Raw genomic sequence first — 26,551 nt, forward strand, 5'->3', positions numbered from 1 at the left:
ATTGAAGGGACCCCCTCCGAATGTGCCAGTTGGCGCCAATTCAGGAGGACCACAACATGCCTGCCAGCGCCGATTTCGACGCAGCCGAGCTGAAACTCATCATCGACGCACACCGGTCTCTGGAAGGGCCGTTGCTGCCTATGTTGCACGCCATTCAAGACAGCTTTGGTCATATTCCGGCCGAGTCGCACGCGCCGATCTGCGACGCGCTGAACATCACCCGGGCCGAACTGCATGGGGTCATCAGCTTTTACCATGACTTCCGCGAAGCTCCGGCAGGCCGCCATGTTCTGAAGATCTGCCGTGCCGAGGCCTGTCAGTCCGTCGGCGGGAGCGAACTGGCCGAGAGCCTGCTGTCAAGACTGGGACTGGATTGGCACGGGACGACGCCGAACGGCGCGGTCACGATCGAGCCGGTCTACTGCCTGGGCCTGTGTGCCTGTGCGCCGGCGGCAATGGTGGATGACCGTGTGGTCGGCCGCCTCGACGCGGCCAGGCTGGACACACTGCTGGCGGAGGCGGGCGCATGAAGATCTACGTTCCGATGGACAGCGCCGCCAAGGCGCTTGGGGCCGAGGATGTGGTTGCGGCTCTGCTTGCGGCAGCGCCTGATGCGGACATCATCCGCACTGGCACGCGCGGGATGATCTGGCTGGAACCCCTGGTCGAGGTGGAAATCGACGGGGTGCGCCACGGGTTTGGCCCGGCAGAACCGTCCGATGCGGCCGCGATCCTCGACGGCACCAGTGCCAAGGCGCTTGGCCCTGTCGAGGATCTGGAGTGGATGAAGCGCCAGACCCGACTGACCTTTGCCCGCGTCGGCGTGATCGACCCTCTGTCGCTTGACGACTACGAGGCGCACGGCGGGCTGAAGGGGCTGCGCGTCGCGCTCGACCTCTCGGCCCAGCAGATCGTCGACGAGGTCAAGACCTCCGGCCTGCGCGGTCGCGGTGGGGCGGGTTTCCCGACCGGCATCAAGTGGCAGACCGTGCATGACGCCGAAGCGCCGCAGAAATACATCGTCTGCAACGCCGACGAGGGCGACAGCGGCACCTTCGCCGACCGCATGGTGATGGAAGGCGACCCCTTTACCCTGATCGAGGGCATGGCCATCGCGGGGCTGGGTGTCGGTGCGACCAGGGGCTACGTCTACCTGCGGTCCGAGTATCCGGATGCCATTGCCGTCATGACACGCGCGGTGGAGCTGGCCCGCGCCGCGGGCGTGTTGGGCAATGACATCCTGGGGTCCGGCCGTGCCTTCGACATGGAGATCCGCAAGGGCGCGGGCGCCTATGTCTGCGGTGAGGAAACCTCCCTGCTCAACTCGCTCGAAGGCAAGCGTGGCGTGGTGCGGGCCAAGCCGCCCTTGCCGGCGCTGGAGGGCTTTCTTGGTCGTCCGACGGTGGTGAACAACGTCATCAGCCTGGCGACCGTGCCGGTGATTTTCGAGAAGGGCGCACAGCATTACGCAGACTTCGGCCTTGGCCGGTCGCGCGGCACCGTGACCCTGCAGATCGCGGGCAACGTGGCACGGGGCGGGTTGTTCGAAACCGCATTTGGCATCTCGCTGGGCGAGGTGGTCAATGACCTTGGCGGCGGCACGGTCTCTGGCCGCCCGGTCAAGGCGGTGCAGGTGGGCGGGCCCCTGGGGGCCTACATGCCGGTGTCGAAATTCGACACGCCGCTGGGCTACGAGGAATTCGACCAGGCGGGCGGGCTGATCGGCCACGCGGGCCTGACCGTCTTCGACGACCGGACCGACATGCTGGGCATGGCGCGCTTCGCGATGGAGTTCTGCGCCGTGGAAAGCTGTGGCAAGTGCACGCCCTGCCGGATCGGCGCCGTCCGCGGTGTCGAGACGCTGGACCGGATCGCAGAGGGCGACGCCGCCGCGCTGCCCCTGTTGACCGACCTCTGCGAGACGATGACGGACGGGTCGCTTTGCGCGCTGGGGGGCTTCACGCCGTTCCCGGTCATGTCTGCCGTCACCCATTTCCCCGATGATTTCGCCCGCCAGAAGGAGGCCGCCGAATGAAGGATTTCATCCTGCCAACCGACGACCGTGACATGGGCACCCCCGCCCGCCAGGGCGCGCCCGTCACCCTGACCATCGACGGCTTCGAAGTCACCGTCCCCGAAGGCACCAGCGTCATGCGCGCCGCCGCCGAGATCGGCATCTCGGTGCCCAAGCTCTGCGCTTCGGACAACCTCGAGGCGTTCGGTTCCTGCCGTCTTTGCGCGGTCGAGATCGAGGGCCGTCGCGGCACCCCCGCTTCCTGCACGACGCCGGTGGCGCCGGGCATGGTCGTGGACACGCAGTCGCAGAAGGTGCGCAAGATCCGCAAGGGCGTGATGGAGCTCTATATTTCGGATCACCCGCTGGACTGCCTGACCTGTGCGGCCAACGGCGATTGCGAGTTGCAGGACATGGCCGGGGCCGTCGGTCTGCGCGACGTGCGTTACAAGGCGCCGGAACAGGGCGGGCTGGCCAACCATTTCGAGGCCCGCAACACATCCGGCGAGGCCAACCCCGAATGGCTGCCCAAGGACGACAGCAACCCCTATTTCACCTACGACCCCTCCAAGTGCATCGTCTGCAACCGCTGCGTCCGTGCCTGCGAAGAGGTGCAGGGCACCTTCGCGCTGACGATCTCGGGGCGCGGGTTCGACAGCCGCGTGTCGGCGGGCGGCGTCGGGGACGATTTCCTGGCCTCGGACTGCGTGTCCTGCGGCGCCTGCGTTCAGGCCTGCCCCACCGCGACCCTGCAGGAAAAATCCGTGATCGAGATGGGCACGCCGGATCGGTCCGTCGTGACCACCTGCGCCTATTGCGGTGTCGGGTGTTCCTTCAAGGCGGAAATGCAGGGCGACGAGCTGGTCCGCATGGTGCCCTACAAGCACGGCAAGGCAAACCGCGGCCACAGCTGCGTCAAGGGACGCTTTGCCTATGGCTATGCCAACCACAAGGACCGCATCCTGAACCCGATGATCCGCGACTCGATCGACGAGCCCTGGCGCGAGGTCAGCTGGGACGAGGCACTGGGCTTTGCCGCGGGCCGCATGCGCGCCCTGCAGGAAAAGCACGGCAAGAAGAGTATCGGTGTCATCACTTCCAGCCGCTGCACCAACGAGGAAACCTACCTCGTGCAGAAACTGACCCGCGCGGTCTTTGGCAACAACAACACCGACACCTGCGCCCGCGTCTGCCATTCGCCCACCGGATATGGGCTTGGCCAGACCTTCGGCACCAGCGCCGGCACGCAGGATTTCGACAGTGTCGAACAGACCGACGTGGTCATCGTTATCGGTGCCAACCCCACCGATGGCCACCCGGTTTTTGCCAGCCGCCTGAAAAAGCGCCTGCGGGCCGGGGCCAAGCTGATCGTCATCGACCCTCGCCGCATCGACCTGGTGAAATCCGCCCATATAGAGGCCGCGCATCATCTGGCGCTGAAGCCCGGCACCAATGTCGCCGTGGTCACGGCGCTGGCACATGTGATCGTGACCGAGGGACTGATGGACGAGGCGTTCATCCGCACCCGCTGCGACTGGGACGAATTCCAGGTCTATGCAGAATTCGTCAGCGATCCGCGCCACTCGCCCGAGGCGACCGCCCTGCTGACCGGCGTCGACGCGCAGGAGCTGCGGGCCGCCGCACGGACCTTTGCCCAGGGCGGCAACGGCGCGATCTACTATGGCCTTGGCGTGACCGAGCACAGTCAGGGGTCGACCACCGTCATGGGGATCGCCAACCTTGCCATGCTGACCGGCAACGTCGGGCGGCCCGGCGTCGGCGTGAACCCGTTGCGCGGCCAGAACAACGTACAGGGGTCTTGCGACATGGGGTCCTTCCCGCATGAACTGCCGGGCTACCGCCATGTGAAACTGCCTGAGGTGCGGGAAATTTTCGAAACGACCTGGGGTGTCGAGATCGACCCGGAACCGGGTTTGCGCATTCCCAACATGCTGGACGCGGCGGTCGAGGGCACCTTCAAGGGGCTCTACTGTCAGGGCGAGGACATCCTGCAATCGGATCCGGACACGAAACATGTCGCGGCGGGGCTTGCGGCGATGGAATGCGTCATCGTGCATGACCTCTTCCTGAACGAGACCGCGAATTATGCCCATGTCTTCCTGCCCGGGTCGACCTTCCTGGAAAAGGACGGCACATTCACCAATGCCGAACGCCGCATCAACCGCGTGCGCCGCGTCATGGCGCCCAAGAACGGCTATGCCGACTGGGAGGTGACGCAACTGCTGGCCAATGCGATGGGGGCGGGCTGGTCCTATACCCATCCCAGCCAGATCATGGAGGAAATCGCCGCCACGACACCCTCTTTCGCCGGGGTGGATTATGCCCTGCTGGAGGAAAAGGGATCTGTGCAATGGCCCTGCAACGAGGCGCATCCCGAAGGCACGCCGCTGATGCATGTCGATGAGTTCGTGCGCGGCAAGGGACGGTTCATCGTCACCGAATACGTCGCCACCGACGAAAAGACCGGCCCGCGTTTCCCGCTCTTGCTGACCACCGGGCGCATCCTGTCCCAGTACAATGTGGGCGCGCAGACCCGGCGCACGGAAAACGTGGTCTGGCATGAGGCCGACGTGCTGGAAATCCATCCGCATGACGCCGAGAATCGCGGCCTAAACGATGGCGACTGGGTGCGGCTGGCCTCTCGGTCGGGTGAAACCACGCTGAGGGCGCAGGTGACGGATCGGGTCAGCCCCGGCGTGGTCTACACCACCTTCCACCACCCGGACACCCAGGCCAACGTCATCACCACGGATTACTCCGACTGGGCCACGAACTGCCCGGAATACAAGGTGACGGCGGTGCAGGTCGCGCCCTCGAACGGGCCGACCGACTGGCAGGAGGACTACGCCGCACAGGCCGAACGGTCGCGCCGTATCCTTCCGGCAGCGGAATGAACGCGCGCGCCGCAACCGTCAGCGCCTCGGGCCGGTCGCACCAGTCCGAGGGCACGCTGGCGATCCATCGTACCCTGCCCGAAGAGATGCCGGTGGCGCTGGTCTTCAATGGCACCACGCAGGCGGTCATGATGGCCAGTCCCGCTGACCTGGCGGATTTCGCCCTCGGCTTTGCTCTGACAGAGGGCATCGTCACCGACCCCTCGCAGGTCGACGACTTCGAGATCGTCGAACATGCGCAGGGCATCGAGGCGCGTTTTCTGCTGGAGGACGGTCGTGCCAAGGCCCTGTCCGAGCGTCGGCGCTTCATGGCCGGGCCGGTGGGCTGCGGACTGTGCGGGATCGACAGCCTGGACCAGGCCTTGCGCCGCGTGCCGCGCGTGACCTCTGACCTGCGGCTTAAGGTGGCCGAGGTCGCCCGCGCTACGGACGCGCTGCGCCGACACCAGCGCCTGCACGACATGACACGCGCCACCCATGCGGCGGGTTTCATGACCTCGGGGCGCAGCGTCTTCATGGCGCGCGAGGACGTGGGCCGGCACAACGCGCTGGACAAGCTCATCGGCGCGCTGGCGCATGAGGGCCTCGACGCGTCGCAGGGCGCGGCTGTCATGACCTCTCGGCTGTCGATCGAGCTGGTCCAGAAATGTGCCCTGGCCGGTATCCCGGTCCTTGTTGCCGTGTCCGCCCCCACCGGCGCCGCCGTGCGCCTGGCGCAAGAGGCGGGCATCACCCTGGCCGCCTTTGCCCGGAGCGGCGGTTTCGACATCTATTCCCATCCTCACCGCATCACCGACGAGGCACCGCATGTCGCCTGACAAGATGATCCGCATGGCGAACCAGATCGCCACTTTCTTCAAGACCCAGCCAAACGAGGATGCCCCCGCGCGGGTCGCGGCGCATATCTCGGACTTCTGGGAGCCGCGTATGCGCGACCAGTTGCGCAGCCATGTTGCCCAGGGCGGTGACGGGCTGGACGAGGTGGTTGTCCGGGCCGTTGCGCAGATATGACCGCGGTCCGGCCCGGCACGGGCGGGTTTGATCTCTGCACCGCCCTGTCGGACAGTCGCGCCGACGGAAAGGGCGCGGCATGACGGACACCACCATTCGCGCAGGAGAGCGCGCGCTTGATCTCGGCCCGGCGGGGGATGCCGCGTTGCGCTTCATCGGCACGATCCACACGCCTTGGCCCGATCGCGATGCCTGCCCGCGACAGGGGCAGCTGGACGGGCCGGAGTGTCGCATCCGCCTGGACCCGGAATGGCAGCCCGCGCTTGCCGGGCTCGACGCCTATGCCAGTATCGAAGTTCTCTACTGGCTGGGTTTGGCGCGGCGTGACCTGCTGACCCAGAGTCCGAAGAGGGATGGGCAGGTCTTTGGCACTTTCGCCCTGCGCTCTCCGGTGCGGCCCAATCCCATCGGTGCGTCGATGGTGAAACTGTTGCGGATCGAAGGGGCGGATCTCATCGTGCGCGGGCTGGATTGCGTCGATGGCACGCCACTGATCGACCTCAAGCCGGACCGCTGCCTGTTCACGCCCAAGGCGCCGCCAAAACCGGGCGACATTTGACGATCACGCTCTACCAAGGAGGGCATTTTGCGATTTCTGTTCCTGTTCCTCGCGCTGCTGGCCACCCCGCTTGCCGCGCGCACCATCACCGACAGCGCGGGCCGCGTGGTCGAGGTGCCCGACGATGTGACCACCGTCTTTGCCGCCGGGCCGCCCGCCTCTGTCCTGGTCTACGTGCTGAAACCCGAGGCCCTGACCGGCTGGCCGCGAGCGTTGCGGGCCGAAGAGCGCGACTATATCGCCGAACCCTACCGCGACCTGCCCGAAACCGGGCGTCTGACCGGGCGCGGGGGCGAGGCCAACCTGGAACGCGTGCTGGAGATCAAGCCGGACCTGATCGTCGATTTCGGCTCTGTCCGCGATACCTACATCGACCTGGCGGACCGGGTGCAGGCGCAGACGGGCATTCCCTATCTTCTGATCGACGGCAGGTTCGAGAACACGCCGGAGGCCCTGCGCATCCTGGGCGAGGCGCTGGGGGTGCCCGACCGGGGCAAGGCGCTTGCGGCAGATGCCGAGGCGCGCTTTGCCAGCATCGACGCGCTGCTGGATGAGGTGCCGGAGGAGGCGCGCCCCCGCGTCTACCTGGCGCGTGGGCCGGATGGGCTGGAGACCGGCATGAAAGGTTCGATCAACACCGAGATCATCGAACGCGCGGGCGGGCGCAACGTGGCCGATGACGGCGGTACGACGCGCGGGCTGGTCCGGGCCTCCATGGAGCAGGTCATCGTCGCCAACCCCGACCTGGTAGTGACCTGGGACCGCACCTTCTTTGACCGGGTCTGGGAGGACCCCCTGTGGCAGGGGGTCGATGCGGTGCAACAGCGGCGTGTCTACCTCTCGCCCACGGCCCCCTTTGGCTGGATCGACCGCCCGCCTTCGCTGAACCGGATGATGGGGCTCACCTGGATGGCGGGGCTGATGTATCCTGATCGCTGGCAGGGAGACCTGCGCGAGGAGGCGCGGGAGTTCTACGCGCAATGGTATCACGTCGACCTCTCCGATGACGCGCTTGACCGCCTGCTGGAGTGGGCCGAAGAGCGTCCGCCAGAGTGATCCGGCCCGCGCTGCCCCTGCTGCTGGCGCTTGCGTTGGTGCTCATGGCTTTCGGGGCCGTGATGGTGGGGCCTTTCGGCCTGTCACCGGGCGATGTCCTGCGGACGCTTGTCGGGCAGGGCGATCCGCAGGCGACAATCGTGATCTGGAACATCCGCCTGCCGCGCGTCGCCGCCGCCCTGCTGGTGGGCGCGGCGCTGGCCGCCGCCGGGGCCAGCTACCAGGCGCTGTTTCGCAATCCGCTGGTCTCGCCGGATATCCTGGGCGTATCGGCGGGCGCGGGACTGGGGGCTGTGGCGGGGATTTTCCTGTCCCTGCCGGTGGCGGCAATCCAGGCCTCTGCCTTTGTCGGGGGCATGGCCGCAGTGGGTGTGGTGACGCTGGTCGCGGCAGCGGTGAGGGGCGCGGACCGGACGTTGACGCTGGTCCTTGTGGGGGTGGTGATCGGGGCGCTGGCCGGGGCGGCAACTTCGCTGCTCAAGGTGCTGGCCGATCCCTACGATCAGCTCCCGGCGATCACCTTCTGGCTGCTTGGGTCCTTGGCCTCTGTCACCTCTGCCGACATTCTGCCTGCCTTGCCCGCCGTACTTGTCGGGCTTGTACCCCTGGCCCTGTTGCGCTGGCAGATCAACGTGCTGTCGATGGGCGACGAAGAGGCCCGCGCGCTGGGGGTCGAGGCCGGGCGCACCCGGTTCCTGGTGATCGCCGCCGCGACGCTGGTCACCGCCAGCGTGACCGCGCTGGCCGGTGTCGTCGGCTGGGTCGGGCTGGTGATCCCGCATGTGGCGCGGATGCTGGTCGGGCCGGGCTTCGGACGGCTGTTGCCGGTTTCGGCCCTGATCGGGGCGGGCTACCTGTTGGCGGTGGACACGCTGGCGCGAACCATCGCCCCGGTCGAGGTGCCGCTGGGCATCCTGACGGCGGTGATCGGCGCGCCCTTCTTCGTGGTGCTTCTGGCCCGCGGGCGCCGGGGATGGGCATGATGCTGGAGGCCCGCAACCTGTCCATCGGCCACGGTAAGACCCTTGTCGGCAGCGGTCTGACGCTCAGCGTGGCGCCGGGCGAGGTTCTGTGCCTGCTGGGCCCGAACGGCTGTGGCAAGACCACGTTGTTCCGGACCCTGATGGGCCTGCTGCCACCGCTTGCCGGGCAGGTTTTCCTGGGAGACCGACCGATCTCGACCCGGACCCGGGCCGAGATCGCCCGCCGTATCGCCTATGTGCCGCAGGCCCACGCACCCCCCTTTCCCTTTGAGGCGTTGGAGGTGGTCCTGATGGGCCGCACCGCGCGTCTGGGCGCCTTTGGCCAACCGGGCCGGACCGACCAGGCGACGGCGCTGGATGCGATGGATCACCTTGGGATTGCCGACCTGGCGGGGCGCAACTATGCGCAACTGTCCGGCGGGCAGCGCCAGTTGGTCCTGATCGCCCGCGCCCTGGCGCAGGAGGCGCCGCTGATCGTCATGGATGAACCCACCGCCAGCCTCGATTTCGGCAACCAGGCGCAGGTCCTGTCGCGTATCGCCGCGCTGGTGTCAGGCGCGGTAGAGGACGGGCGCAGTGTCGTCCTGTCGACTCATGACCCCGACCAGGCCTTTGCGCTGGATGCCCGGGTCGTGCTGATGCACCGGGGGGGTATCCTGGCCCAGGGCGCGGCCTCGGAGATCCTGGACGGCCCGCGCCTGAGTGCTGTCTATGACATGCCGATCACGGTCGAGACCACGACCAGCGGGCGAAGGGTCTGCCTGCCCGCCGTGTCCTAGGGGCACTCAGCGGCGCTGGAACAGGATCACCACCAGCGCCAGCAGCGACGAGCCCAGCATCAGCAGCAGGGACACCGCGTTCAGCAACGGCGTCGACCCCTCTTTCAGACGGTCGAACATGGCGATGGTCAGTGGCGCGTCAGAGCCGACCAGCATCAGTGTGGTGTTGAAATTCTCGAAGCTCATGAGGAAGGCCACGACCACCGCGCCGATCATTGCCGGCATCAGGAAGGGAATGGTGATCGTCCGCACCGCCACCAGCCGCGTGGCGCCCAGGTTCAGCGCCGCCTCTTCCAGAGTGCGGTCGAATTTTTGCAAGCGCGCGGTGATGACCAGCGTGGCAATGGTGGTGATGAAGCTGAATTGCCCAAGGATCACCAGCAACAAGCCGGGCCGCAGGGCCTGGACGTCCATCTGCGCCAGGTCCCAGATCCCGTTCGCAAGGGTCGAGGAAAAGACGAGGATCGAGATGCCCAGAACGATGCCCGGAATGACCAGTGGCAACAACATCAGGACATAGAGCAGGCCCTTGCCCCGAAACTCGTAACGATTGAAGAGAAAGGCATTCGTGGTGCCGACGCAGACCGACAGCAGCGCGACGCAGGCGGCGACAAAGGCCGAGGTGCCCACGGCCCGCAGGATGCCGCGTTCGTGGAACACGCCGATCTGCGGGCGGTCCTCGCCAAAGAACCAGTTCCAGGTGAACCCTTCCCAGGGCAGCGAGGGGAACTGGCTGTCGTTGAAGGCGAAGACCGCGACCACCGTCAGAGGCAGCGCAAGGTAGAGGAAGAACAGCAGCACGTAGCCGCCGTAGATCAGGCGAAAGCCTCGGGATTGGGGGATCGTGGGGATCATTGGCTTATCCCATCGTTTCCTGCAGGGTGCGGCCGGTCAGGCGCAGCATCCCCCAGACGATCACCGAGGACAGCACCAGCAGCATAAAGCCGAAGGCGGCGCCCAGCTCCCAGTTCGAGCGCACGATGAACTGGTTGTAGATCATCTCGGTGAACCAGAGGCTGTCCTTGCCGCCCAGCATCGTCGGCGTCAGGTAGTTGCCCAAGGACAGCATGAAGACGACGATACAGCCGGAGACGATGCCTGGCATGGCGTGGGGGATGATGATTTCGCGCAGCACAGACAGCCCGCTGCCGCCAAGGTCATAACCGGCCTCGATCACGCTGTCGTCGAGGCTTTCCAATGTCGTGACCAGCGGCACCACCATGAACAGCATCGAGGTATAGACAAGTCCCACCATCATGGCGGCGTCGTTGTACAGCATCTCGACCGGCTGATCGGCCAGACCCGCCCATTGCAGCAGGTTTGACACCAGCCCGGTTTCGCGCAGCAGGATCATCCAGCCGAATGTCCGCACCAGTTCCGAAACGTAGAAGGGAATGAGGCACAGCATGAACAGCACCTGTTGCAGGCGCCCCTTGGCCATCTTGGCGATGTAGTAGGAGACCGGAAAGGCGATCACCAGCGTGATCGCCGTGGCTAGCACCGACATCACCGCCGTGCGCCAGAAGGTCCGCAGGTAGAGCGGTTCTGTCAGGGCCTTTTCGTATTGCGCAAGGCTGGTTTCGTAGACGCCAAAGCTGATGCGTTCGCGGATCGAGATGAGGAACATGTCGATATGCGGAATGATGATCAGCAGGCCCAGCCACAGCACCAGGGGTGTCAGCAGCAGGATGAAACCGATCCGGGTATGCGCGCGCATCAGGCCGCCCCCTTGAAACAGGTCGCTTGCGCCGCGCCCCAGCCGATATGCACCGCATCCCCCCGTTTCAGCGCGGCGAATTCGCCGGATTGGGGCAGGGTGACTTCCAGAGTTTCGCCCGCGTCGTCCTGCACCAGCACGCGCGAGGCCGCGCCGTTGAACAGGATGCTTGTCACCTTGCCCTGCAGCTGGTTGTCGAAACCGGAGAGCGCCTCGGCGCTGGCGGCCAGGCGAATGGATTCCGGGCGGACAAAGATTTCTGCGGTGTCACCGGCGGCCAAGGGACCCGCAGCCGTTGCCCGCATGGCCAGGCCGCTGTCGGTGCGCATCTGCAGGGCCTCGCCCTCGACGCGATCGATTCGGCCCTTCCAGCGGTTCGATTCCCCGATGAACCCGGCGACAAAAGGCGTGTCGGGGCGGTAATACAGATCCTGCCCGGTGCCGACCTGCTCGAACCGCCCGGCATTCATGACGGCGATCTGGTCGGACATGACCAGAGCCTCGGACTGGTCGTGGGTGATGTAGACAAAGGTGGTGTCAAAGGCCGCCTGCAGCGCCTTGAGTTCCACCTTCATGTGTTCGCGCAGCTTCAGGTCCAGCGCGCCCAAAGGCTCGTCCAGCAACAGAACGTCCGGCTCCAACACCATGCAGCGGGCGATGGCGACGCGCTGTTTCTGACCGCCCGAAAGCTCATCGACCTTGCGCCCGCCAATCCCCGGCAGGCCGATACGGTCCAGCGCTTCATCCACCTTGCGGGCGATCTGGTCCTTGGGCATCTTCTGGCGCCGCAGCCCGTAGCCGATGTTTTCGGCGATACTCATCATTGGGAACAGGGCCAAGTGCTGGAACACCATGTTCACCGGACGCTTGTTCGGCGGCGTGTTCAGAACCGATTTGCCCTTGATCCGGATATCCCCGGAGGTCGGATCGAGAAACCCGGCGATCATCCGCATGATCGTTGTCTTGCCGCAGCCCGAAGGACCCAGGATCGAAAAGAAACTGCCCGGCGGCACCGAGAAGGAGACGTTGTCGACGGCGGTTGTCTCACCGAACCGTTTGACGAGGTCGGCGCATTCGAGATCAGGGGTCATGCGGGAAGTCCGTTCATTTGGCGGCACCCGGAGAACCGGGTGCCGCCCGTGTCAGATCAGTTGGCGGCCTGGACCCGGTCCAGAACTTCGCCCTCGATGGTCTCCAGACCGGCGGGAACCGGCGGATACCATTTAATGTTGTCGATGGCTTCCTGCGGGAAGCTGTTCTGGTACTTGGCCTTCAACCCGTCCTCGACGTATTCGTCGGCCCCGGCGGAGGCGGTGAAGTTGCCGGCTGCCGCGGTGATCATGGCCGCGATTTCCGGCTGCATGACAAAGTTGATCCACTCATAGGCGACGTCGTCGGCCTGGCCCTTGGCAGGCAGGACAAAGGTGTCGATCCAGCCCAGTGCGCCCGATGCCGGGGCGACAAAGGTGATGTCGGCGTTGTCGTCGTTCAGCTTCCAGCCGCCGGTGTCCCATGCCATCGAGGCGGTGACTTCGCCCGAACGGACAAGGTTCATCAGCTCGTCGCCGCCACCCCAGTAGGTTTTGACGTTGGCTTTGCACTCGGTCAGCTTGGCTTCGACCTTGCCCATGATCTCTTTGTACTTTTCCTCGTCGCCGTAGGCGGCAAAGGGATCTTCGCCCATTGCAAAGGCAAAGCCGATCAGCGTCGGGCGCTTCAGGCGGTAGGTCACCTTGCCTGCGACGGCCGGGTCGCAGAGGTCGGTGTAATCCTTGACGGTGTCCCCCGCCTCGGCGGTGTTCAGCACCAGGCCCGAGGTGCCCCAGACGTGCGGCACGCCATAGACTTCGTCGTTCACGGTGGTGTTGGCCATCGTCGCCATCAGCATCGAGGGGATGAAGAGCGACTCGTCGATTTTCGACATGTCGATCGGCTTGTAGATGCCGAATTCCATCTGCGGGCCCATGACGCGGTCCTGGCTGGGCTGGACCAGGTCAAAGCCGCCGCCGCCGGTGGCGCGCAGCTTGGCGATCATTTCCTCGTTGTTGGACTTGGTCACTTCGACGGTGTGGCCGGTCTTCTGCTCGAACAGTTCGATGACCTCATCGGGCGCGTAGCCGCCCCAGGTCAGCAGGCGCAGGGTGTCGGCGGAGGCCGTGGTGGCCATCCCCGCGATCAATGTGGTGGTCAAAAGGATGGTTCTGGACATGGTCTCTCCTCTGTCGGGTCGTGGTTCTGTCCCGGGCTCTGCCGAAAAAAGGGCAGGGCGTGCCCGGGACGATTTGAGCCTTATGGGCCTCTTGTTTGACGTTTACATGAAATCAGCGTGATTCCAGAAGGTTGCCCCGGCGGAAATCCCGCCGGGACAGGGGTCAGAGCGCAGCCTTGAACAGCGCTGTCAAGTTCTGCTCGGTCAGTTCGATCGGGTTGCCGCCGCAAGACGGGTCGATGATCGCGCCCTTGACCAGCTTCGGGATCGCCTCTTCGGTCACACCGAGATCGGACAGGCGGCGCGGGATATTCAGGCTGTCGTTGAGATCCTGCACGAAGGCGCGGAACCCGTCAAAGCCGCCTTCGATCCCCAGGTAGGCCGCCGCCGTGTCGAAACGGTCGCGGATGGCGTCCGCGTTGAACGCCAACACGGTCGGCATGCAGACCGCGTTGGTCGTGCCGTGGTGGGTGTTGAAATGCGCGCCGATGGGATGGCTCATGGCATGGATCGCGCCAAGGCCCTTCTGAAAGGCAGTTGCCCCCATCATGGCGGCGCTCATCATCTGGGCGCGGGCCTCGATGTCCTGGCCGTTGGCAAAGGCGCGGGGCAGGTACTCCTTGACCAGCCGCATGCCTTCCAGCGCGATGCCCTGGCTCATCGGGTGGTAATGCGGGCTGCTATAGGCCTCGACACAATGGGCAAAGGCATCAAGGCCGGTGCCCGCGGTGATAGAGCCCGGCATCCCCACAGTCAGTTCCGGGTCGCAGATCACGACCTGCGGCAAAACCTTGGGGTGAAAGATGATCTTCTTTTCATGTGTCTCGGAATTGGTGATGACGCTGGCGCGCCCCACCTCCGAGCCCGTCCCGGCGGTGGTCGGCACGGCGACGATGGGGGCGATGACGTCGGCATCCGCGCGGGTCCACCAGTCGCCGATGTCCTCGAAATCCCAGACCGGGCGCGTCTGACCGGCCATGAAGGCGACCATCTTGCCCAGGTCCAGGCCGGAACCGCCGCCAAAGGCGATCACGCCGTCGTGGCCGCCGTCGTTATAGGTCTTCACCCCGGCGGCGAGGTTCTTTTCGTTGGGGTTCGGGTCCACATCGGCAAAAAGCGCGCGGCCAAGGCCCGCCTGTTCCAGCACGTCCAGTGTCTGCGACGTGATCGGCAGGTCGGCCAGTCCGCGATCCGTGACCAGCAGCGGGCGCGAGATGCCCGCCTGCGCGCAGGCACCCGGCAGTTCAGAGATGCGGCCCGCGCCGAACTTGATGGCGGTGGGGTAGGACCAGTTTCCGGTCAGGCTCATTTCGTCACCTTCTTCAAGTGATAGGATTTGGGGCGTGTGAGGTTGTGATAGCCGATGATCGACAGGCCGCCGCCGCGCCCGGTCTGCTTGCAGCCGGTCCAGCACAGGCCAGGGTCGAGGTAGTCGGCCCGGTTCATGAAAACGGTGCCCGTCTCGATCCGGTCACCGACCCGTTCGGCGCGCGCCAGGTCATTGGTCCAGAGCGAGGCGGTCAGGCCGAAATCGCTGTCGTTCATCAGAGCGATGGCCTCTTCATCGTCCTTGACCTTCATGATGCCCACCACGGGGCCAAAGCTCTCGTCGCGCATCACGCGCATGTCGTGGGTCACATCGGTCAGGATCTGCGGCGTCAAGTAGGTGCCGCCGTCATCCTCGGGGAAAGTGTCGATATGGGCGGTGGCGCCGGCCTCGACGGCCTCGCTGATCTGGGCGCGGACCTCGGCGGCGAAACGGGCGTTGGCCATCGGACCGATGGTCGTCTCCGCCTCCAGCGGGTTGCCCAGCTTGTAGCCCCGGACCACGGTCAGCGCCTTTTCAAGGAAGCTGTCGTAGAGCGATTCATGCACGTAGATCCGTTCGATCCCGCAGCAGCACTGGCCGGAATTAAACATCGCGCCGTCGATCAGCGTGTCGACCGCCGCATCCACGTCGGCACCCTCCATCACATAGCCCGGGTCCTTGCCGCCCAGTTCCAGCCCGATGCCGGTGAAGGTGCCCGCCGCCGCGCGCTCCATCGCCTTGCCGCCACCGACAGAGCCGGTGAAGTTCACGAAGTCAAAAGCCTTGGCGGCGATCAGGTCAGAGGTCGTGTCGTGGCTCAGAAAGACGTTCTGGAACACGTCCTCGGGTACGCCCGCCTCGTGGAAGGCGCGGGCCATGCGTTCGCCGACCAGCAAGGTCTGCGTGGCGTGTTTCAGCATCACGGTGTTGCCAGCAATCAGCGCAGGGGCCACCGTGTTGATGGCGGTCATGTAGGGATAGTTCCAGGGCGCCACGACCAGCACCAGACCCAGCGGCACGCGCTTGATGTAGCGCTTGAACGTCGCGTCCTCGCCGACCTCGATGGGGGCCAGCGCCTGTTCCGCAATGCCTGCCATATAGGATGCGCGCTCGTTGAAGCCGCCGAATTCGCCGCCAAAGCGCACCGGGCGGCCCATCATATGCGCCAGTTCCGGCACGATCTCGTCGTTCATTGCGCCCACGGCGGCGACACCGGCCATGACCAGGTCGACCCGTTCCTGCAAGGGGCGGGCGGCCCAGGCCGCCTGCGCGGCACGGCCCCTGGCGGCGGCGGTCTTCGCCTCGTCCAGCGACAGCGTGGGGCGTTCGGCAAAGACCGAGCCGTCGATGGGGGAGATGCATTTCAAAGTATTGCTCATTCTGTCCTCTATGGATCGGGCCGGTCGGCCCCTAGGCAAGCTCGAACCCGCGCGCGATCTCGTAGTCGGTCACGACGCGGTTGAAGTCCTCGATTTCCACCTCTGCCGCGCGGGCGTAGTGGGCCACGACCTCTTCGCCAAAGGCCTCGCGCAGCAGGTCGGATTGCATCAGCGCCTCCCGCGCGGCGGGCAGGGTGGTCGGCAGTTCCTGCGCGTCGCCCGCGTAGGCGTCGCCGGAAAAGGCCGGGGCCAGTTCCAGCCCCTCTTCGATGCCCTTGAGGCCCGCCGCCAGCATGGCCGCCATCGCCAGATAGGGGTTCATGTCCGACCCACCGACACGGCATTCGATGCGCACCGCCTTGGATCCGTCGCCGCAGAGGCGGAACCCGGCGGTGCGGTTGTCGATGGACCAGATGATGCGCGTGGGGGCAAAGGTGCCGACCTGGAAGCGCTTGTAACTGTTGATGTAGGGGGCGAGGAAAACCATGTAGTCCGGCGCGTATTTCAGCAATCCCGCGACATAGGTCTTCATCAGCGCCGACATGCCCAGGGCGTCCGCCGCGTCAAAGAAGACGGGCTGGCCATCTTTCCACAGCGACTGGTGCACATGGCTGGACGAGCCGACCTTGTCCTGGTGCCATTTCGGCAGGAAGCTGGCGGCATGACCCTGCTGGTGGGCGATCTCCTTGACCGCGTGCTTGGCTATGGTGTGGTACTCGGCGGTGTCGAGGGCGGGGGCGTACTTGATGTTCAGCTCTTCCTGCCCGGTCTCCGCCTCGCCCTTGGAATTCTCGATCGGCAGACCGGCGGCGTAGAGATGATTGCGCACCGGGCGCATCACGTGCTCTTCGCGGCTGGTCAGCTGGATGTTGTAATCCTCGTTGTAGCCCGACAGCGTCGCCAGCTCGCGGAACCCGGATTTGCGGATCTCGTCAAAGCTTTTCTCGAAGAGGAAGAACTCCAGTTCCGTCGCCATCATCGGGGTGAATCCCATCGCCTCGGCCCGGGCGACCATCTTTTTCAGCATGGCACGGGGCGAATGCGACACTTCTTCATGCGTGTGGTGATCCAGCACGTCACACAGCACCATGACCGTGCCTTCGAGCCAGGGCATCGGACGCAGGGTGGCCAGGTCCGGCTTCATCACGTAGTCGCCATAGCCCTTTTCCCAGGAGGTGGCGGCATAGCCCTCGGGGGTCGCCATCATCAGGTCTGTCGCCAGCAGGTAGTTGCAGCAGTGGGTTTCTTCCCAGGCACTGTTCACGAAATGCGCGGCGTGAAACCGTTTGCCCATCAGGCGGCCCTGCATGTCCACGATGCAGGCCAGGACGGTGTCCACCTCGCCGGAGGAGACCTGCGCCTTGAGGTCATCGAATGTCATGGGGCCGGGCATCGGGCAGTCCTTTTGTTGTCTGTCAAAGGGGTGGCCCCGGCGCAGGTTGACGCCGGGGCTTTGGAAATGTCCCCGGGTCGGGCCGGGGAGGACGGCGATCAGCCGTAGCGATAGGGGCGGCCGGCCTTGGCCATGTCCGCGTTGTACTGCTTGAAGATCTCGACGACTTTGGCCTTGGTCTCGGACTCTGCCGCGATCTCGTCCCAGAAGGTGCGGGCGGCCTCTTCGACCGTGTCCCATTCGGCATCGGGGATCGAGGTCAGCTGCATTTTCTCGCCGTTGACGCGCAGTCGCGCCTCGCCGCCCCAGTACCACCACTGGCGGTAGTAGTGCGACTGCTCCATGCAGGTGGCCAGCAGCAGTTTCAGATCCTCGGGCAACTCTTCCCAGCGGCCCATGTTGGCAAAGAAATGCCCGATCCAGGCGCCGGAAATGTTGTTGGTCAGGAAGTAGTTGGTCACGTCAGCCCAACCCACCGTGTAGTCCTCGGTGATGCCCGACCATGCGATGCCGTCCAGCTCGCCGGTCTGCACGGCGACCTCGATGTCCTCCCAGGGCAGGGTGACGGGCACGACGCCGAACTGGCTGAGGAAGCGGCCCGCGGTTGGGAAGGTGAAGACGCGCTTGCCCTGCAGGTCGGCCAGGCTGTTGATCGGGTCCTTGGTGGCGAAGTGGCAAGGGTCCCAGCTGCCCGCGCTGATGTGCTTGACCCCGACCTTGGCGTATTCCTCGGCCCAGATCTCGTTCAGGCCGTACTGGTTGAACAGCACCGGCACGTCGAGCGAATAGCGCGAGGCGAAGGGGAAATAACCGCCGAATACCGTCACCTCTGTCGGCGAGGCCATCGAGTCGTCATCCGATTGCACCGCGTCGATGGTGCCCCGCTGCATGGCGCGGAACAGTTCGCCCGTTGGCACCAGCTGGTCGGCGTAGAACAGCTCGATCTGCATCCGGTCGCCGGCGATGGCGTTGAAACGGTCGATGGCCGGTTTCACGACGTGTTCCGCCAGCGCGGCGCCCGCGTAGGTCTGCATCCGCCAGGTGATGGTGGACTGCGCCAGGGCCGGAGCGGCCAAGGGTGCGGCGGCAACGCCCACACCGGCGGTTTTCAGAAACTTTCTTCTCGAAGTCGTCATATCCGTTCTCCTTGTTGAAAATCTGTCCTCTTTTCGAGGCTTCTGAGGGGTTATTTTCCGTAAACGAGGTCCGGCAGCCAAAGCGCGATCTGCGGGAAGATCATGACCAGCGACAGGGCCAGAACCATCACCAGCGCAAAGGGGATGATCGAGCGATAGATGTCCCCGAGGCCGATTTCCGGAGGCGCCATCGCGCGCATCAGGAAGAGGTTATAGCCGAAGGGCGGGGTCATGTAGGCGATCTGCGTGGTGATCGTGTACAGCACACCATACCAGATCAGGTCGAACCCCAGCGCGCCCACCAGCGGCACGTACAGCGGTGCGACGATGACAAGCATGGCGGTGTCATCCAGGAAGGTGCCCATGATGATGAAGGACAGCTGCATCAGGATCAGGATCATCCAGGGGCTGAGCCCCAGCTGCTCGGTGAACAGCGACTCGATGGCCCGCACGGCTCCCAGCCCGTCGAAGATCGCGCCAAAGCCCAGGGCGGCCAGGATGATCCACATGAACATGCAGGAAATGGCCAGCGTCTGGCGCACCGAGGTCTCGAAGACCTCGCGGGTCATGCGGCCCTTCAGGATCGCCGCGACGAAAGCCGCCATCGCGCCGATGGCAGAGCTTTCGACCAGGCTGGTCCAGCCCTTGACGAAAGGCACCATCATCACGGCGAAGATCACCAGCGGCAGGATGCCCGCGCGCAGCAGGCGCAGCTTCTCGGCCCGGCTGACATTGCGTTCCTCCGCGGGCAGGGGCGGGCCAAGCTCGGGCTGCACCCGGCAGCGGATGTAGATGTAGATGATGAACATCGTGGCCATCATCAGGCCGGGGATCACACCTGCCAGCCACAACTGTCCCACGGGCTGCCGCGCGATCATGGCGTACAGGACCAGCACCACGGAGGGCGGCACGAGAATGCCCAGCGACGAGCCCGCCTGGATCACACCCGTGACCATGATCTTGTCATAGCCCCGGCGCAGCAGTTCCGGCAGCGCAATGGTGGCGCCGATGGCCATGCCGGCCACGCTCAGCCCGTTCATGGCGGAAATCAGCACCATCAGCCCGATGGTTCCGATGGCCAGGCCGCCGCGCACGGGCCCCATCCAGACATGGAACATCCGGTAGAGATCGTCTGCGATCTTCGATTCCGACAGGACGTAGCCCATGAAGATGAACATCGGCAGCGTCAGCAGCGGATACCATTTCATCAGCTTCATTGCGGCGGCAAAGGGTACGTCGACACCCCCTGTCCCCCAAAGCAGCAGCCCGGCCAGCGCGCCGACAAAGCCGATGGCGCCGAAAACGCGCTGCCCGGTCAGCAGCATCAACATCATGCCCGAGAACATGAGGATGGCGATCATTTCATAGGACATCAGATCTCCACCCCGCGGATGCGGCCGATGTCACGGAACAACTCGGCGAGGGTTTGCAGCAGCATCAGGAAAATGCCGAAGGCCAGGATCAGCTTGACCGGCCAGAGGAAGGGCCGCCATGCGGTCGAGGACCGTTCGAGATAGCCAAGTTTCTCGCCCGCCGCCTCGAAGCCGCCGGTGAAAAGCGCCCCGAAGAACTCGGCGAAATAATCCAGCGGCTGCATCCCGAAATAGCCCATCGCATAGGCGAGCGAGCCAAGCGCGCCGTAGAGCAGAACGACGAGGTAGAACATCAGGAAGAAGACGGTGAAGGCGTCGACCCAGGCCTTGGTCTTGACCGACCAGCCGCCATAGAACAGGTCCATCCGCACGTTCGAGCCCAGCTGGATCGAGTAGGGGCCACCGAGGATGTAATAGGCCACCATGACGAATTGCGCGGTCTCCAGCGTCCAGAGCGAGGGCAGGAAGGCCACCTTTGACACCGAGGACCACAGCAGCACGCCCACCAGCACAAAGATCAGGTACATGGCGATGCGCCCGATGAAGCGGTTCATCGCATCGACGCCATGCACGAACCCGGTGATGATCCTAGGCATCCGTCACCTCCGCGGGAATGGCGGCCAGCGCAGGGCGCAGCATTGCCAGCAGTTCGGTGGCGATGGCCTGCACGTCCTCCAGCGTGGTCAGCAGGTCGTTGCGGACCTCGATCATCACGTTGGGCAATCCGCGCGAGATGCCGTGCAGTTTCAGCGAATGCGTGACGCCGTCCCCGGGGCCGTAGGGCTTGTTGCGGTCGACCTGCCGGCCGTCTTCGGCGGGCTGGGCCAACATCACGTCGGCCAGCCGGCTGTCGCTGTCGTGCAGGATGCCGATTTCGGTGCTGCGGGTCTCGCCGTGGTAGACCGGGGTAAAGCTGTGCACGGTGACGATGGCCCTGGGCCTGTCGGCAAGCAGCCTGTCGACGGCCTCGCAGAAGGGGCGATAGACGGTCTCGACCCGCTCTGCCCTTTGCGCCGGCGTCAGGTTTGCGTTGCCGGGGATCTCCACCACTTCCGAACGCACAGGCATCGCGGCCTCGGCCTCTGGCGGGCGGTTGATGTCATAGACCAGCCGCGACACGCGTCCGGCCACCAGGGGCGAATCAAGCTCCGTCGACAACATGCGGGCCAGCGCCAGCGCTCCCGGGTCCCAGGCGGCATGGCTTTGCCGCCACTCGGGGCGCAGCCCGAGATCGCCGTAGCGCCCGGGTATATAGGCCGACGCGTGCTCACACAGCAGCAGGGCGGCGCCCGTGCCTTCGGCATTGATCACGCTGACGGCGGTTTCGTTGCCGCCGTGGTCGCTTTCCGACATTCACGTCTCCCCGTTCTGAAAAAAATTTTCCACATCCACGCAGGTTGTGTCAATATTTCTTCACAAGGCGGCGGGCAGATTCATGCGGTTGACACGCATCGAGACAGGTTTCGCCCAAAATGCAGCGTTGACGATGCAAGGAAGTGAGCCGTGACACAGCCCAGTTCGACCGTCCGGGAATTGATCCGGCAGCACTATTCGGACCTGACGCAGTCAGAGCGCAAGTTTGCCAATGCCCTTCTGGAAAACTACCCGGCGGCGGGGCTTGCCTCCATCACCATCGTTGCGGGGCAGACCGGGGTGTCGACGCCCACAATCGCGCGGATGGTGCAGAAACTGGGGTTCAAGGGGTTTCCGCAGTTCCACAAGGCGCTGCTCAAGGAATTGCAGGCCAAGGTCTCCGGCCCGACAGAACGGCGCGCGAACTGGGCGACAGAGGCACCCGAGTCGCACCTGCTGAACCGCTTTGCCAAGGCGGTCACGCAGAACATCCAGACCACCTTCAGCAACGTGCCAAGCGAGGCCTTCGATGCTGCGGCGCACCTGCTGGCGGACACGGATCATACGCTGTTCATCGTCGGCGGGCGGATCACCCATGCGCTGGCGGATTACGCCTTTACCCACCTGCAGGCGGTGCGGCCCCGGGTCATCCACCTGACGTCGTCCTCGGCAACCTGGCCGCATTACCTGCTGGACATGGAAAAGGGCGATACGCTGCTGATGTTCGACATCCGGCGATACGAGTCCAACCTGTTGCGCTTGGCGGAACTGGCGCGGGACCGCGGCGTCGCGGTGGTGCTGATCACCGATCAATGGTCCAGCCCCGTGGCCGAGATCGCGACGCAAAGTTTCAACTGCTGGGTGGAAATCCCCTCGGCCTGGGACTCCAATGTCTCGACGCTGATGCTGCTGGAGGCGCTGATTTCCGCAACCCAGGAAGAGGCCTGGCCGAACACCAAGGACAGGTACGAACGTCTGGACAGGTTGTTCGAGCAGACACGGCTGTTCCGCAAGCCGGGCGGAACCTAGGGCGCGGGCTACGACGCGGGCGCCGCCTTGTCGGACAAGGCGTTGCGATAGCCGTCGTTGATGACCCGGCGCATGGCCTCCTGTGCCTCGATTGGTGCGCCGGAGGCAATGGCCGCCGCGACGGTGCGGTGCCGGTCGACGACAGTCTTGCGCCGCTCGGGAAAGGTGGCGACGCTTTCGGACATGAACAGGGAATAAAGCGCGGTCTGCACGAGATCGCCCAGAGACTGCAAAAACCGGTTTCCCGAGAGGCGTAGCACCTGCTTGTGGAACTCGTAGTCCGCCAGGGCGAAATCCGCCCGGCTTTCGGCCTTTTCCAGCGCGTCACAGAGCGAAAAGAGACCGTCGCAGTCGATCTGGTTGACCCGCCCGGCAGCCTGCGCGGCGGCGGCGGGTTCAAAGATCATCCGGATCTCGAACAGTTCCTCGTAATAGCGCGTCGGGTTCTTGACCGAGGCATGCCAGCGCATCACGTCCTGGTCGAACATGTTCCAGCCATCCGCCGGGCGCACCTGGGTGCCGACCTTGGCCTTGGACTGGATCAGCCCCTTGGCGATCAGGGTTTTCTTGGCCTCGCGGACCACGGTCCGGGACACGCCGAACATCTCGCACAGATCCGGGTCCAGCGGGATCATCGTCTCGGGCGGGTATTCCCCGGCGACGATGGCAAAGCCCAGCTGGTCGACCACGAAGCTCGTGTGATTGCTCGCGCGGTCGGCCCCGCCGTGGACAAGCGTCATGAGTGAGCGGCGGAGCCAGTCGTTGTTCGTCGTCTTGCCTGCGTCGCCCAAGTCAGCCCTTTCTGCAGCACGATGAAGGCAAAGAGCAGCCCCCCGATGACGATCTTGGTCCACCAGCTGGACAAAGTCCCGTCAAAGACGATGTAGGTCTGTATCAGTCCCATGATCAATATGCCGAAAAAGGTGCCCGCGACATAGCCGTAGCCGCCCGTCAGCAAGGTGCCCCCGATGACCACGGCCGCGATGGCGTCCAGTTCGACACCCACGGTGGCCAGCGAATAGCCCGCCGAGGTGTAGAGCGAAAAGACGATGCCCGAGAGCCCGGCCAGCCCGCCGGAAATTGCATAGATCCCGATGGTGGTCGAGGCCAGCGGCAGGCCCATCAGCTTGGCGGTCTGACCGCCGCCGCCAAGGGCGTAGACATTCTGTCCGAACCGCGTCCGGTGCGCCACCAGGATGCCGACGAGGAAGGTCAGCACCATGATCCCGCCGATCAGCCGGAACCGCCCGCCCGAGGGATCCTTCCAGTAGAGCCCCTGCAGGACATCGTAGAATTCATGCGTGATCGGCACGCTCTCGGTCGACAGGACATAGGCCGCGCCGCGCGCCAGGAACATGCCCGCCAGGGTGACGATGAAGGGCGGCATTTCAAGGTAGTGGATCAGCGCGCCCATCGCGGCGCCAAAGGCGGTGGTGATCATCAGCGCCAGCGCGAAGGCCAGCAGCGGATGCATCGAGGTATCGCGCAGCACGACGGCCAGGAAAACACCGGTGAAGGCGATGACCGACCCGATCGACAGGTCGATGCCGCCCGAGAGGATGACGAATGTCATGCCGACCGCGGCAATCCCCAGAAAGGCGTTGTCGGTCAGCAGGTTCGCCACGACCCGCGTCGACAGCATCGACGGGTAGGCAGAGGCGCAGAGCGCATAGGCCAGCACGAAGGTCGCCAGCGTGACCAGCAGCGGCAGGTGGGTGGAGCGGATCATTGCGCCTCTTCCTTCTGCGTCTTGGGCAAGGGGGCCGTGTCGGGTTGCGGCTGCGGCCCCGAGGCGCGCAACATATAGACCAGGGTGCTGATGCGTGGGCTCTGGATCACGAGGATCGCCAGGATCAGCAGGGCCTTGATGACCAGGTTGAACTCGGGCGGCATGCCGGACAGCAGGATCACAGAGTTGACCGACTGGATGATCAGCGCGCCGATCAGCGAGGCGAGGATGGAAAAGCGCCCGCCCAGCAGCGAGTTGCCCCCGATCACCACGGCCAGGATCGCGTCCAGCTCCAGCCAGAGCCCGGCGTTGTTCGCATCCGCGCCCTTGATGTCGGCGGCTACGATCACCCCTGCCAGCGCGGCACAAAGGCCCGAGACGAGGTAGACACTTATCAACAGAACCCGGCTGTTGATCCCCGCCAGCCGAGACGAGCGTTCGTTGATGCCGATGGCCTCGATCAGCATCCCCAGCGCGGTCCGGCGGACCACGAAGATCACCAGCGCGCCCAGGGCCATCCAGACCAGGATCGGCGTTGGCACACCGGCGACAACGCCAGCGCCAAGGTGGATCAGCCCCTCGTTCGAGAAGGTCAGGATCTTGCCCTCGGTGATCAGCTGCGCAACCCCGCGCCCGGCCACCATCAGCACCAGCGTGGCAACAATAGGCTGGATCTTGAGCACGGCGACAAGGATACCGTTCCAGAGCCCGCAGATCGCCCCGGCGCCCAGCCCGGCCAAAAGCGCCGTACCCCAGCCGTGGCCTTCGACCACCACCGCCGCCGAGGTCGCCCCGGCGATGGCCATGACCGCGCCCACAGACAGGTCGATGCCGCGCGTGGCGATGACCAGCGTCATGCCGACACAAAGGATCGCCACGGGGGCCGCGCGGTTCAGCACGTCGATCAGGTTGCCAAAGAGCCGCCCGTTGCGAAAGTCGATGTCGAAGAAATCGGGAAAGACGACGAGGTTGATCGCCAGCGCCGCGGCGAGGATCAACAGTTGCGGCAGGATGCGTTTGAAGGTGGAATGCTTGGGGCCGATCATTGGGCGACCTCCTTGGTCGGGGCGTCGTGCTCGGCAATGGCGTGGACGATGTTTTCCGGCGTGATCTCGGCACCGCTGAGTTCGCGCACCTGCTTGCGGTCGCGCAAGACGATGACGCGCGTGGAATAGGCCACCAGTTCCTCCAGTTCGGAAGAGGCGACCAACAGCGCCATGCCGTCCGCGCGCAGCTGTTCGATCAGGGCGATGATCTCGGCATGGGCGCCCACGTCAATGCCGCGCGTGGGTTCATCGAGGATCAGAAAATCCGGGTTTGTCGCCAGCCAGCGCGCCAGCAGCGCCTTTTGCTGGTTGCCACCGGACAACAGCCGGATCGGCATGTCGAGGCTGGCCAGCCGGATGTCCAGCGCCTTGACGTACCGCTCGGCGATCGCGTTGACCTCGGCGCGGGGGATCGGGCGAATCCAGCCCTGGCTCGCCTGACGCGCAAGGATGATGTTGTCGCGCACCGACAGGTCGCCAACGATGCCCTCGGTCTTGCGGTCCTCGGGGCAGAGGGCAAAACGATGCTTCACCGCCTCGCGCGGGGTCGAGACAGAAATTGCCTTGCCGCGTAGCAACATCCGGCCCTGATCGGCGGGGACGGCGCCGAACATCAGGTTGGCCGTCTCCGTCCGTCCGGACCCCAGCAGCCCGGCCAGGCCGACGACCTCGCCTTCGCGCAGAGCCAGAGACAGCGGCTCCAGCATCCCGCGCTTGCCAAGGCCATCGACCTCGATCAGCGTTTTCCCCGCCTTGGCCGGCTTGCGCTCATGTACCTGGGCCTCCAACTGGCGGCCCAACATCAGCGTGACAACGTCCTTTTGCGACACGTCCGCCAGCACCCGCGTGCCGACCACGCGCCCGTTGCGCAGGATCGTGGCGCGGTCGGAAATCTCAAAGACCTGGTCGAGGAAATGGGTGATGAAGACCACGGCCAGGCCGCGTTCCCGCAACTGCCGGATCACAGAGAACAGCAGTTGTACCTCATCCCGGTCAAGGCTGGCGGTCGGTTCGTCGAGGATCAGGACCTTGCCCGACATCTCGACCGCGCGGGCGATGGCGACAACCTGCTGGATCGCCACCGAATAGGCGGTCAGCGGTTCCGCCGGGTCGATGTCCAGCCCGTAGCCCGCCAGTGTCTCGCGCGCCATCGCGTTCATCCGGCGCCGCGCCATCAGGCCCCAGCGCATCGGCTGTCGGCCCAGGTAGAGGTTTTCGGCCACCGTCAGGTTCGGCAACAGGTTCACCTCCTGGTAGACCGTGCCGATGCCCAGCCGCTGGCTGTCGGCGGTGGACTGAGGCGAAACCTCTTGCCCGTCCAGGTGGATGCTGCCGCCGTCGCGCTGGTAGGCGCCGGTCAGGCACTTGATGAGGGTGGATTTTCCGGCGCCGTTCTCCCCCAGCAGGGCGTGCACCTCGCCGGGTTCCAGCCGCAGGTCCACCTCGTCCAGGGCGATGGTGCCGGGGAAAAACTTGGAAATGCCCTTGGCGTGCAGCACAGGGCCCGTGTCATGTGTCATGGCTGACTCTTGTCGGCGGAGAGCGGCATTGCAAGTCCGCG

Annotated in this window: 25 protein-coding genes; 10 read left to right on the forward strand and 15 right to left on the reverse strand. The window is 65.0% G+C overall.

Annotated elements, in window-relative coordinates; translation table 11 throughout:
* Nucleotides 1–56: 56 nt before the first annotated feature.
* The 9 genes from G9Q80_RS13575 (at nt 57) to G9Q80_RS13615 (ending at nt 9,317) form a co-directional block, all read left to right on the forward strand.
* Entirely contained in the window at nt 57–530 is a 474-nt protein-coding gene (locus G9Q80_RS13575) for a formate dehydrogenase subunit gamma (protein WP_088714320.1), read from the forward strand.
* A complete protein-coding gene (locus tag G9Q80_RS13580; RefSeq protein WP_088714321.1) occupies nt 527–2,035 on the forward strand; it encodes an NADH-ubiquinone oxidoreductase-F iron-sulfur binding region domain-containing protein in 1,509 nt (502 codons plus the stop codon). Before G9Q80_RS13575 ends, G9Q80_RS13580 begins: the two co-directional genes overlap by 4 nt.
* Nucleotides 2,032–4,929, forward strand: coding sequence for a formate dehydrogenase subunit alpha (gene fdhF, locus G9Q80_RS13585; RefSeq protein ID WP_088714322.1), 2,898 nt, complete (start codon nt 2,032–2,034; stop codon nt 4,927–4,929). Before G9Q80_RS13580 ends, fdhF begins: the two co-directional genes overlap by 4 nt.
* The gene (fdhD, locus tag G9Q80_RS13590; RefSeq protein ID WP_088714323.1) at nt 4,926–5,747 is read left to right on the forward strand and encodes a formate dehydrogenase accessory sulfurtransferase FdhD; all 822 of its coding nucleotides are present in this window, start codon (nt 4,926–4,928) and stop codon (nt 5,745–5,747) included. Before fdhF ends, fdhD begins: the two co-directional genes overlap by 4 nt.
* Nucleotides 5,737–5,940, forward strand: coding sequence for a formate dehydrogenase subunit delta (locus tag G9Q80_RS13595; protein WP_043137026.1), 204 nt, complete (start codon nt 5,737–5,739; stop codon nt 5,938–5,940). The genes fdhD and G9Q80_RS13595 overlap by 11 nt, the downstream gene beginning before the upstream one ends.
* 79 nt (nt 5,941–6,019) lie before the next feature.
* Entirely contained in the window at nt 6,020–6,499 is a 480-nt protein-coding gene (tsaA, locus tag G9Q80_RS13600; RefSeq protein WP_088714324.1) for a tRNA (N6-threonylcarbamoyladenosine(37)-N6)-methyltransferase TrmO, read from the forward strand.
* Between the two features lie 27 nt (nt 6,500–6,526).
* Complete coding sequence (locus G9Q80_RS13605; RefSeq protein ID WP_088714325.1) at nt 6,527–7,555, forward strand: iron ABC transporter substrate-binding protein; 1,029 nt, start codon at nt 6,527–6,529, stop codon at nt 7,553–7,555.
* Nucleotides 7,556–7,599: 44 nt separating this feature from the next.
* Nucleotides 7,600–8,538, forward strand: coding sequence for a FecCD family ABC transporter permease (locus G9Q80_RS13610; RefSeq protein ID WP_088714527.1), 939 nt, complete (start codon nt 7,600–7,602; stop codon nt 8,536–8,538).
* A complete protein-coding gene (locus G9Q80_RS13615; RefSeq protein ID WP_088714528.1) occupies nt 8,535–9,317 on the forward strand; it encodes an ABC transporter ATP-binding protein in 783 nt (260 codons plus the stop codon). Before G9Q80_RS13610 ends, G9Q80_RS13615 begins: the two co-directional genes overlap by 4 nt.
* A gap of 6 nt (nt 9,318–9,323) precedes the next feature.
* Here G9Q80_RS13615 and G9Q80_RS13620 read toward each other — a convergent pair whose 3' ends face one another.
* The 11 genes from G9Q80_RS13620 to G9Q80_RS13670 form a co-directional block, all read right to left on the reverse strand.
* Entirely contained in the window at nt 9,324–10,172 is an 849-nt protein-coding gene (locus G9Q80_RS13620; protein WP_088714326.1) for an ABC transporter permease, read from the reverse strand.
* Between the two features lie 4 nt (nt 10,173–10,176).
* Complete coding sequence (locus G9Q80_RS13625) at nt 10,177–11,034, reverse strand: ABC transporter permease (protein ID WP_088714327.1); 858 nt, start codon at nt 11,032–11,034, stop codon at nt 10,177–10,179.
* A complete protein-coding gene (locus tag G9Q80_RS13630; protein ID WP_088714328.1) occupies nt 11,034–12,125 on the reverse strand; it encodes an ABC transporter ATP-binding protein in 1,092 nt (363 codons plus the stop codon). The genes G9Q80_RS13625 and G9Q80_RS13630 overlap by 1 nt, the downstream gene beginning before the upstream one ends.
* A 56-nt stretch (nt 12,126–12,181) precedes the next feature.
* Nucleotides 12,182–13,243 carry an extracellular solute-binding protein gene (locus G9Q80_RS13635; protein WP_043137015.1) on the reverse strand — a complete coding sequence of 354 codons (1,062 nt, stop codon included), beginning with the start codon at nt 13,241–13,243 and terminating at the stop codon, nt 12,182–12,184.
* 163 nt (nt 13,244–13,406) lie between these two features.
* Entirely contained in the window at nt 13,407–14,552 is a 1,146-nt protein-coding gene (locus G9Q80_RS13640) for an iron-containing alcohol dehydrogenase (protein WP_088714329.1), read from the reverse strand.
* Nucleotides 14,549–15,931, reverse strand: coding sequence for an aldehyde dehydrogenase family protein (locus G9Q80_RS13645; RefSeq protein WP_088714330.1), 1,383 nt, complete (start codon nt 15,929–15,931; stop codon nt 14,549–14,551). The genes G9Q80_RS13640 and G9Q80_RS13645 overlap by 4 nt, the downstream gene beginning before the upstream one ends.
* Before the next feature lie 31 nt (nt 15,932–15,962).
* Nucleotides 15,963–17,324 carry a glutamine synthetase family protein gene (locus G9Q80_RS13650; RefSeq protein WP_088714331.1) on the reverse strand — a complete coding sequence of 454 codons (1,362 nt, stop codon included), beginning with the start codon at nt 17,322–17,324 and terminating at the stop codon, nt 15,963–15,965.
* A gap of 98 nt (nt 17,325–17,422) precedes the next feature.
* Nucleotides 17,423–18,460 (reverse strand): TRAP transporter substrate-binding protein, encoded by a 1,038-nt coding sequence (locus G9Q80_RS13655; protein WP_043137003.1) that lies wholly within the window; start codon nt 18,458–18,460, stop codon nt 17,423–17,425.
* A 50-nt stretch (nt 18,461–18,510) separates the two neighbouring features.
* Entirely contained in the window at nt 18,511–19,833 is a 1,323-nt protein-coding gene (locus G9Q80_RS13660; protein WP_088714332.1) for a TRAP transporter large permease, read from the reverse strand.
* Nucleotides 19,833–20,429 carry a TRAP transporter small permease subunit gene (locus tag G9Q80_RS13665; protein ID WP_088714333.1) on the reverse strand — a complete coding sequence of 199 codons (597 nt, stop codon included), beginning with the start codon at nt 20,427–20,429 and terminating at the stop codon, nt 19,833–19,835. Before G9Q80_RS13665 ends, G9Q80_RS13660 begins: the two co-directional genes overlap by 1 nt.
* Nucleotides 20,422–21,186, reverse strand: coding sequence for an N-formylglutamate amidohydrolase (locus tag G9Q80_RS13670; protein WP_069210988.1), 765 nt, complete (start codon nt 21,184–21,186; stop codon nt 20,422–20,424). The genes G9Q80_RS13665 and G9Q80_RS13670 overlap by 8 nt, the downstream gene beginning before the upstream one ends.
* Nucleotides 21,187–21,336: 150 nt before the next feature.
* Here G9Q80_RS13670 and G9Q80_RS13675 point away from each other — a divergent pair, with 150 nt between their 5' ends.
* Nucleotides 21,337–22,215 carry a MurR/RpiR family transcriptional regulator gene (locus G9Q80_RS13675; RefSeq protein WP_088714334.1) on the forward strand — a complete coding sequence of 293 codons (879 nt, stop codon included), beginning with the start codon at nt 21,337–21,339 and terminating at the stop codon, nt 22,213–22,215.
* Between the two features lie 8 nt (nt 22,216–22,223).
* Here the strand turns inward: G9Q80_RS13675 and G9Q80_RS13680 are convergent, their stop codons facing one another.
* The 4 genes from G9Q80_RS13680 to G9Q80_RS13695 are packed head-to-tail and all read right to left on the reverse strand — an operon-like array spanning nt 22,224 to nt 26,510.
* Nucleotides 22,224–22,955: a FadR/GntR family transcriptional regulator gene (locus G9Q80_RS13680; RefSeq protein WP_043136991.1), complete on the reverse strand. Its 732-nt coding sequence runs from the start codon at nt 22,953–22,955 to the stop codon at nt 22,224–22,226.
* The gene (yjfF, locus tag G9Q80_RS13685; protein ID WP_198544008.1) at nt 22,952–23,944 is read right to left on the reverse strand and encodes a galactofuranose ABC transporter, permease protein YjfF; all 993 of its coding nucleotides are present in this window, start codon (nt 23,942–23,944) and stop codon (nt 22,952–22,954) included. The genes G9Q80_RS13680 and yjfF overlap by 4 nt, the downstream gene beginning before the upstream one ends.
* Nucleotides 23,941–24,990: an ABC transporter permease gene (locus tag G9Q80_RS13690; protein ID WP_088714335.1), complete on the reverse strand. Its 1,050-nt coding sequence runs from the start codon at nt 24,988–24,990 to the stop codon at nt 23,941–23,943. The genes yjfF and G9Q80_RS13690 overlap by 4 nt, the downstream gene beginning before the upstream one ends.
* A complete protein-coding gene (locus tag G9Q80_RS13695; RefSeq protein WP_088714336.1) occupies nt 24,987–26,510 on the reverse strand; it encodes a sugar ABC transporter ATP-binding protein in 1,524 nt (507 codons plus the stop codon). Before G9Q80_RS13695 ends, G9Q80_RS13690 begins: the two co-directional genes overlap by 4 nt.
* Nucleotides 26,511–26,551 lie beyond the last annotated feature (41 nt).

Origin of the sequence: Mameliella sp. LZ-28, from assembly GCF_012274245.1 — a bacterium.
In the GTDB taxonomy this organism is placed as follows: Bacteria; Pseudomonadota; Alphaproteobacteria; order Rhodobacterales; family Rhodobacteraceae; genus Antarctobacter; species Antarctobacter albus.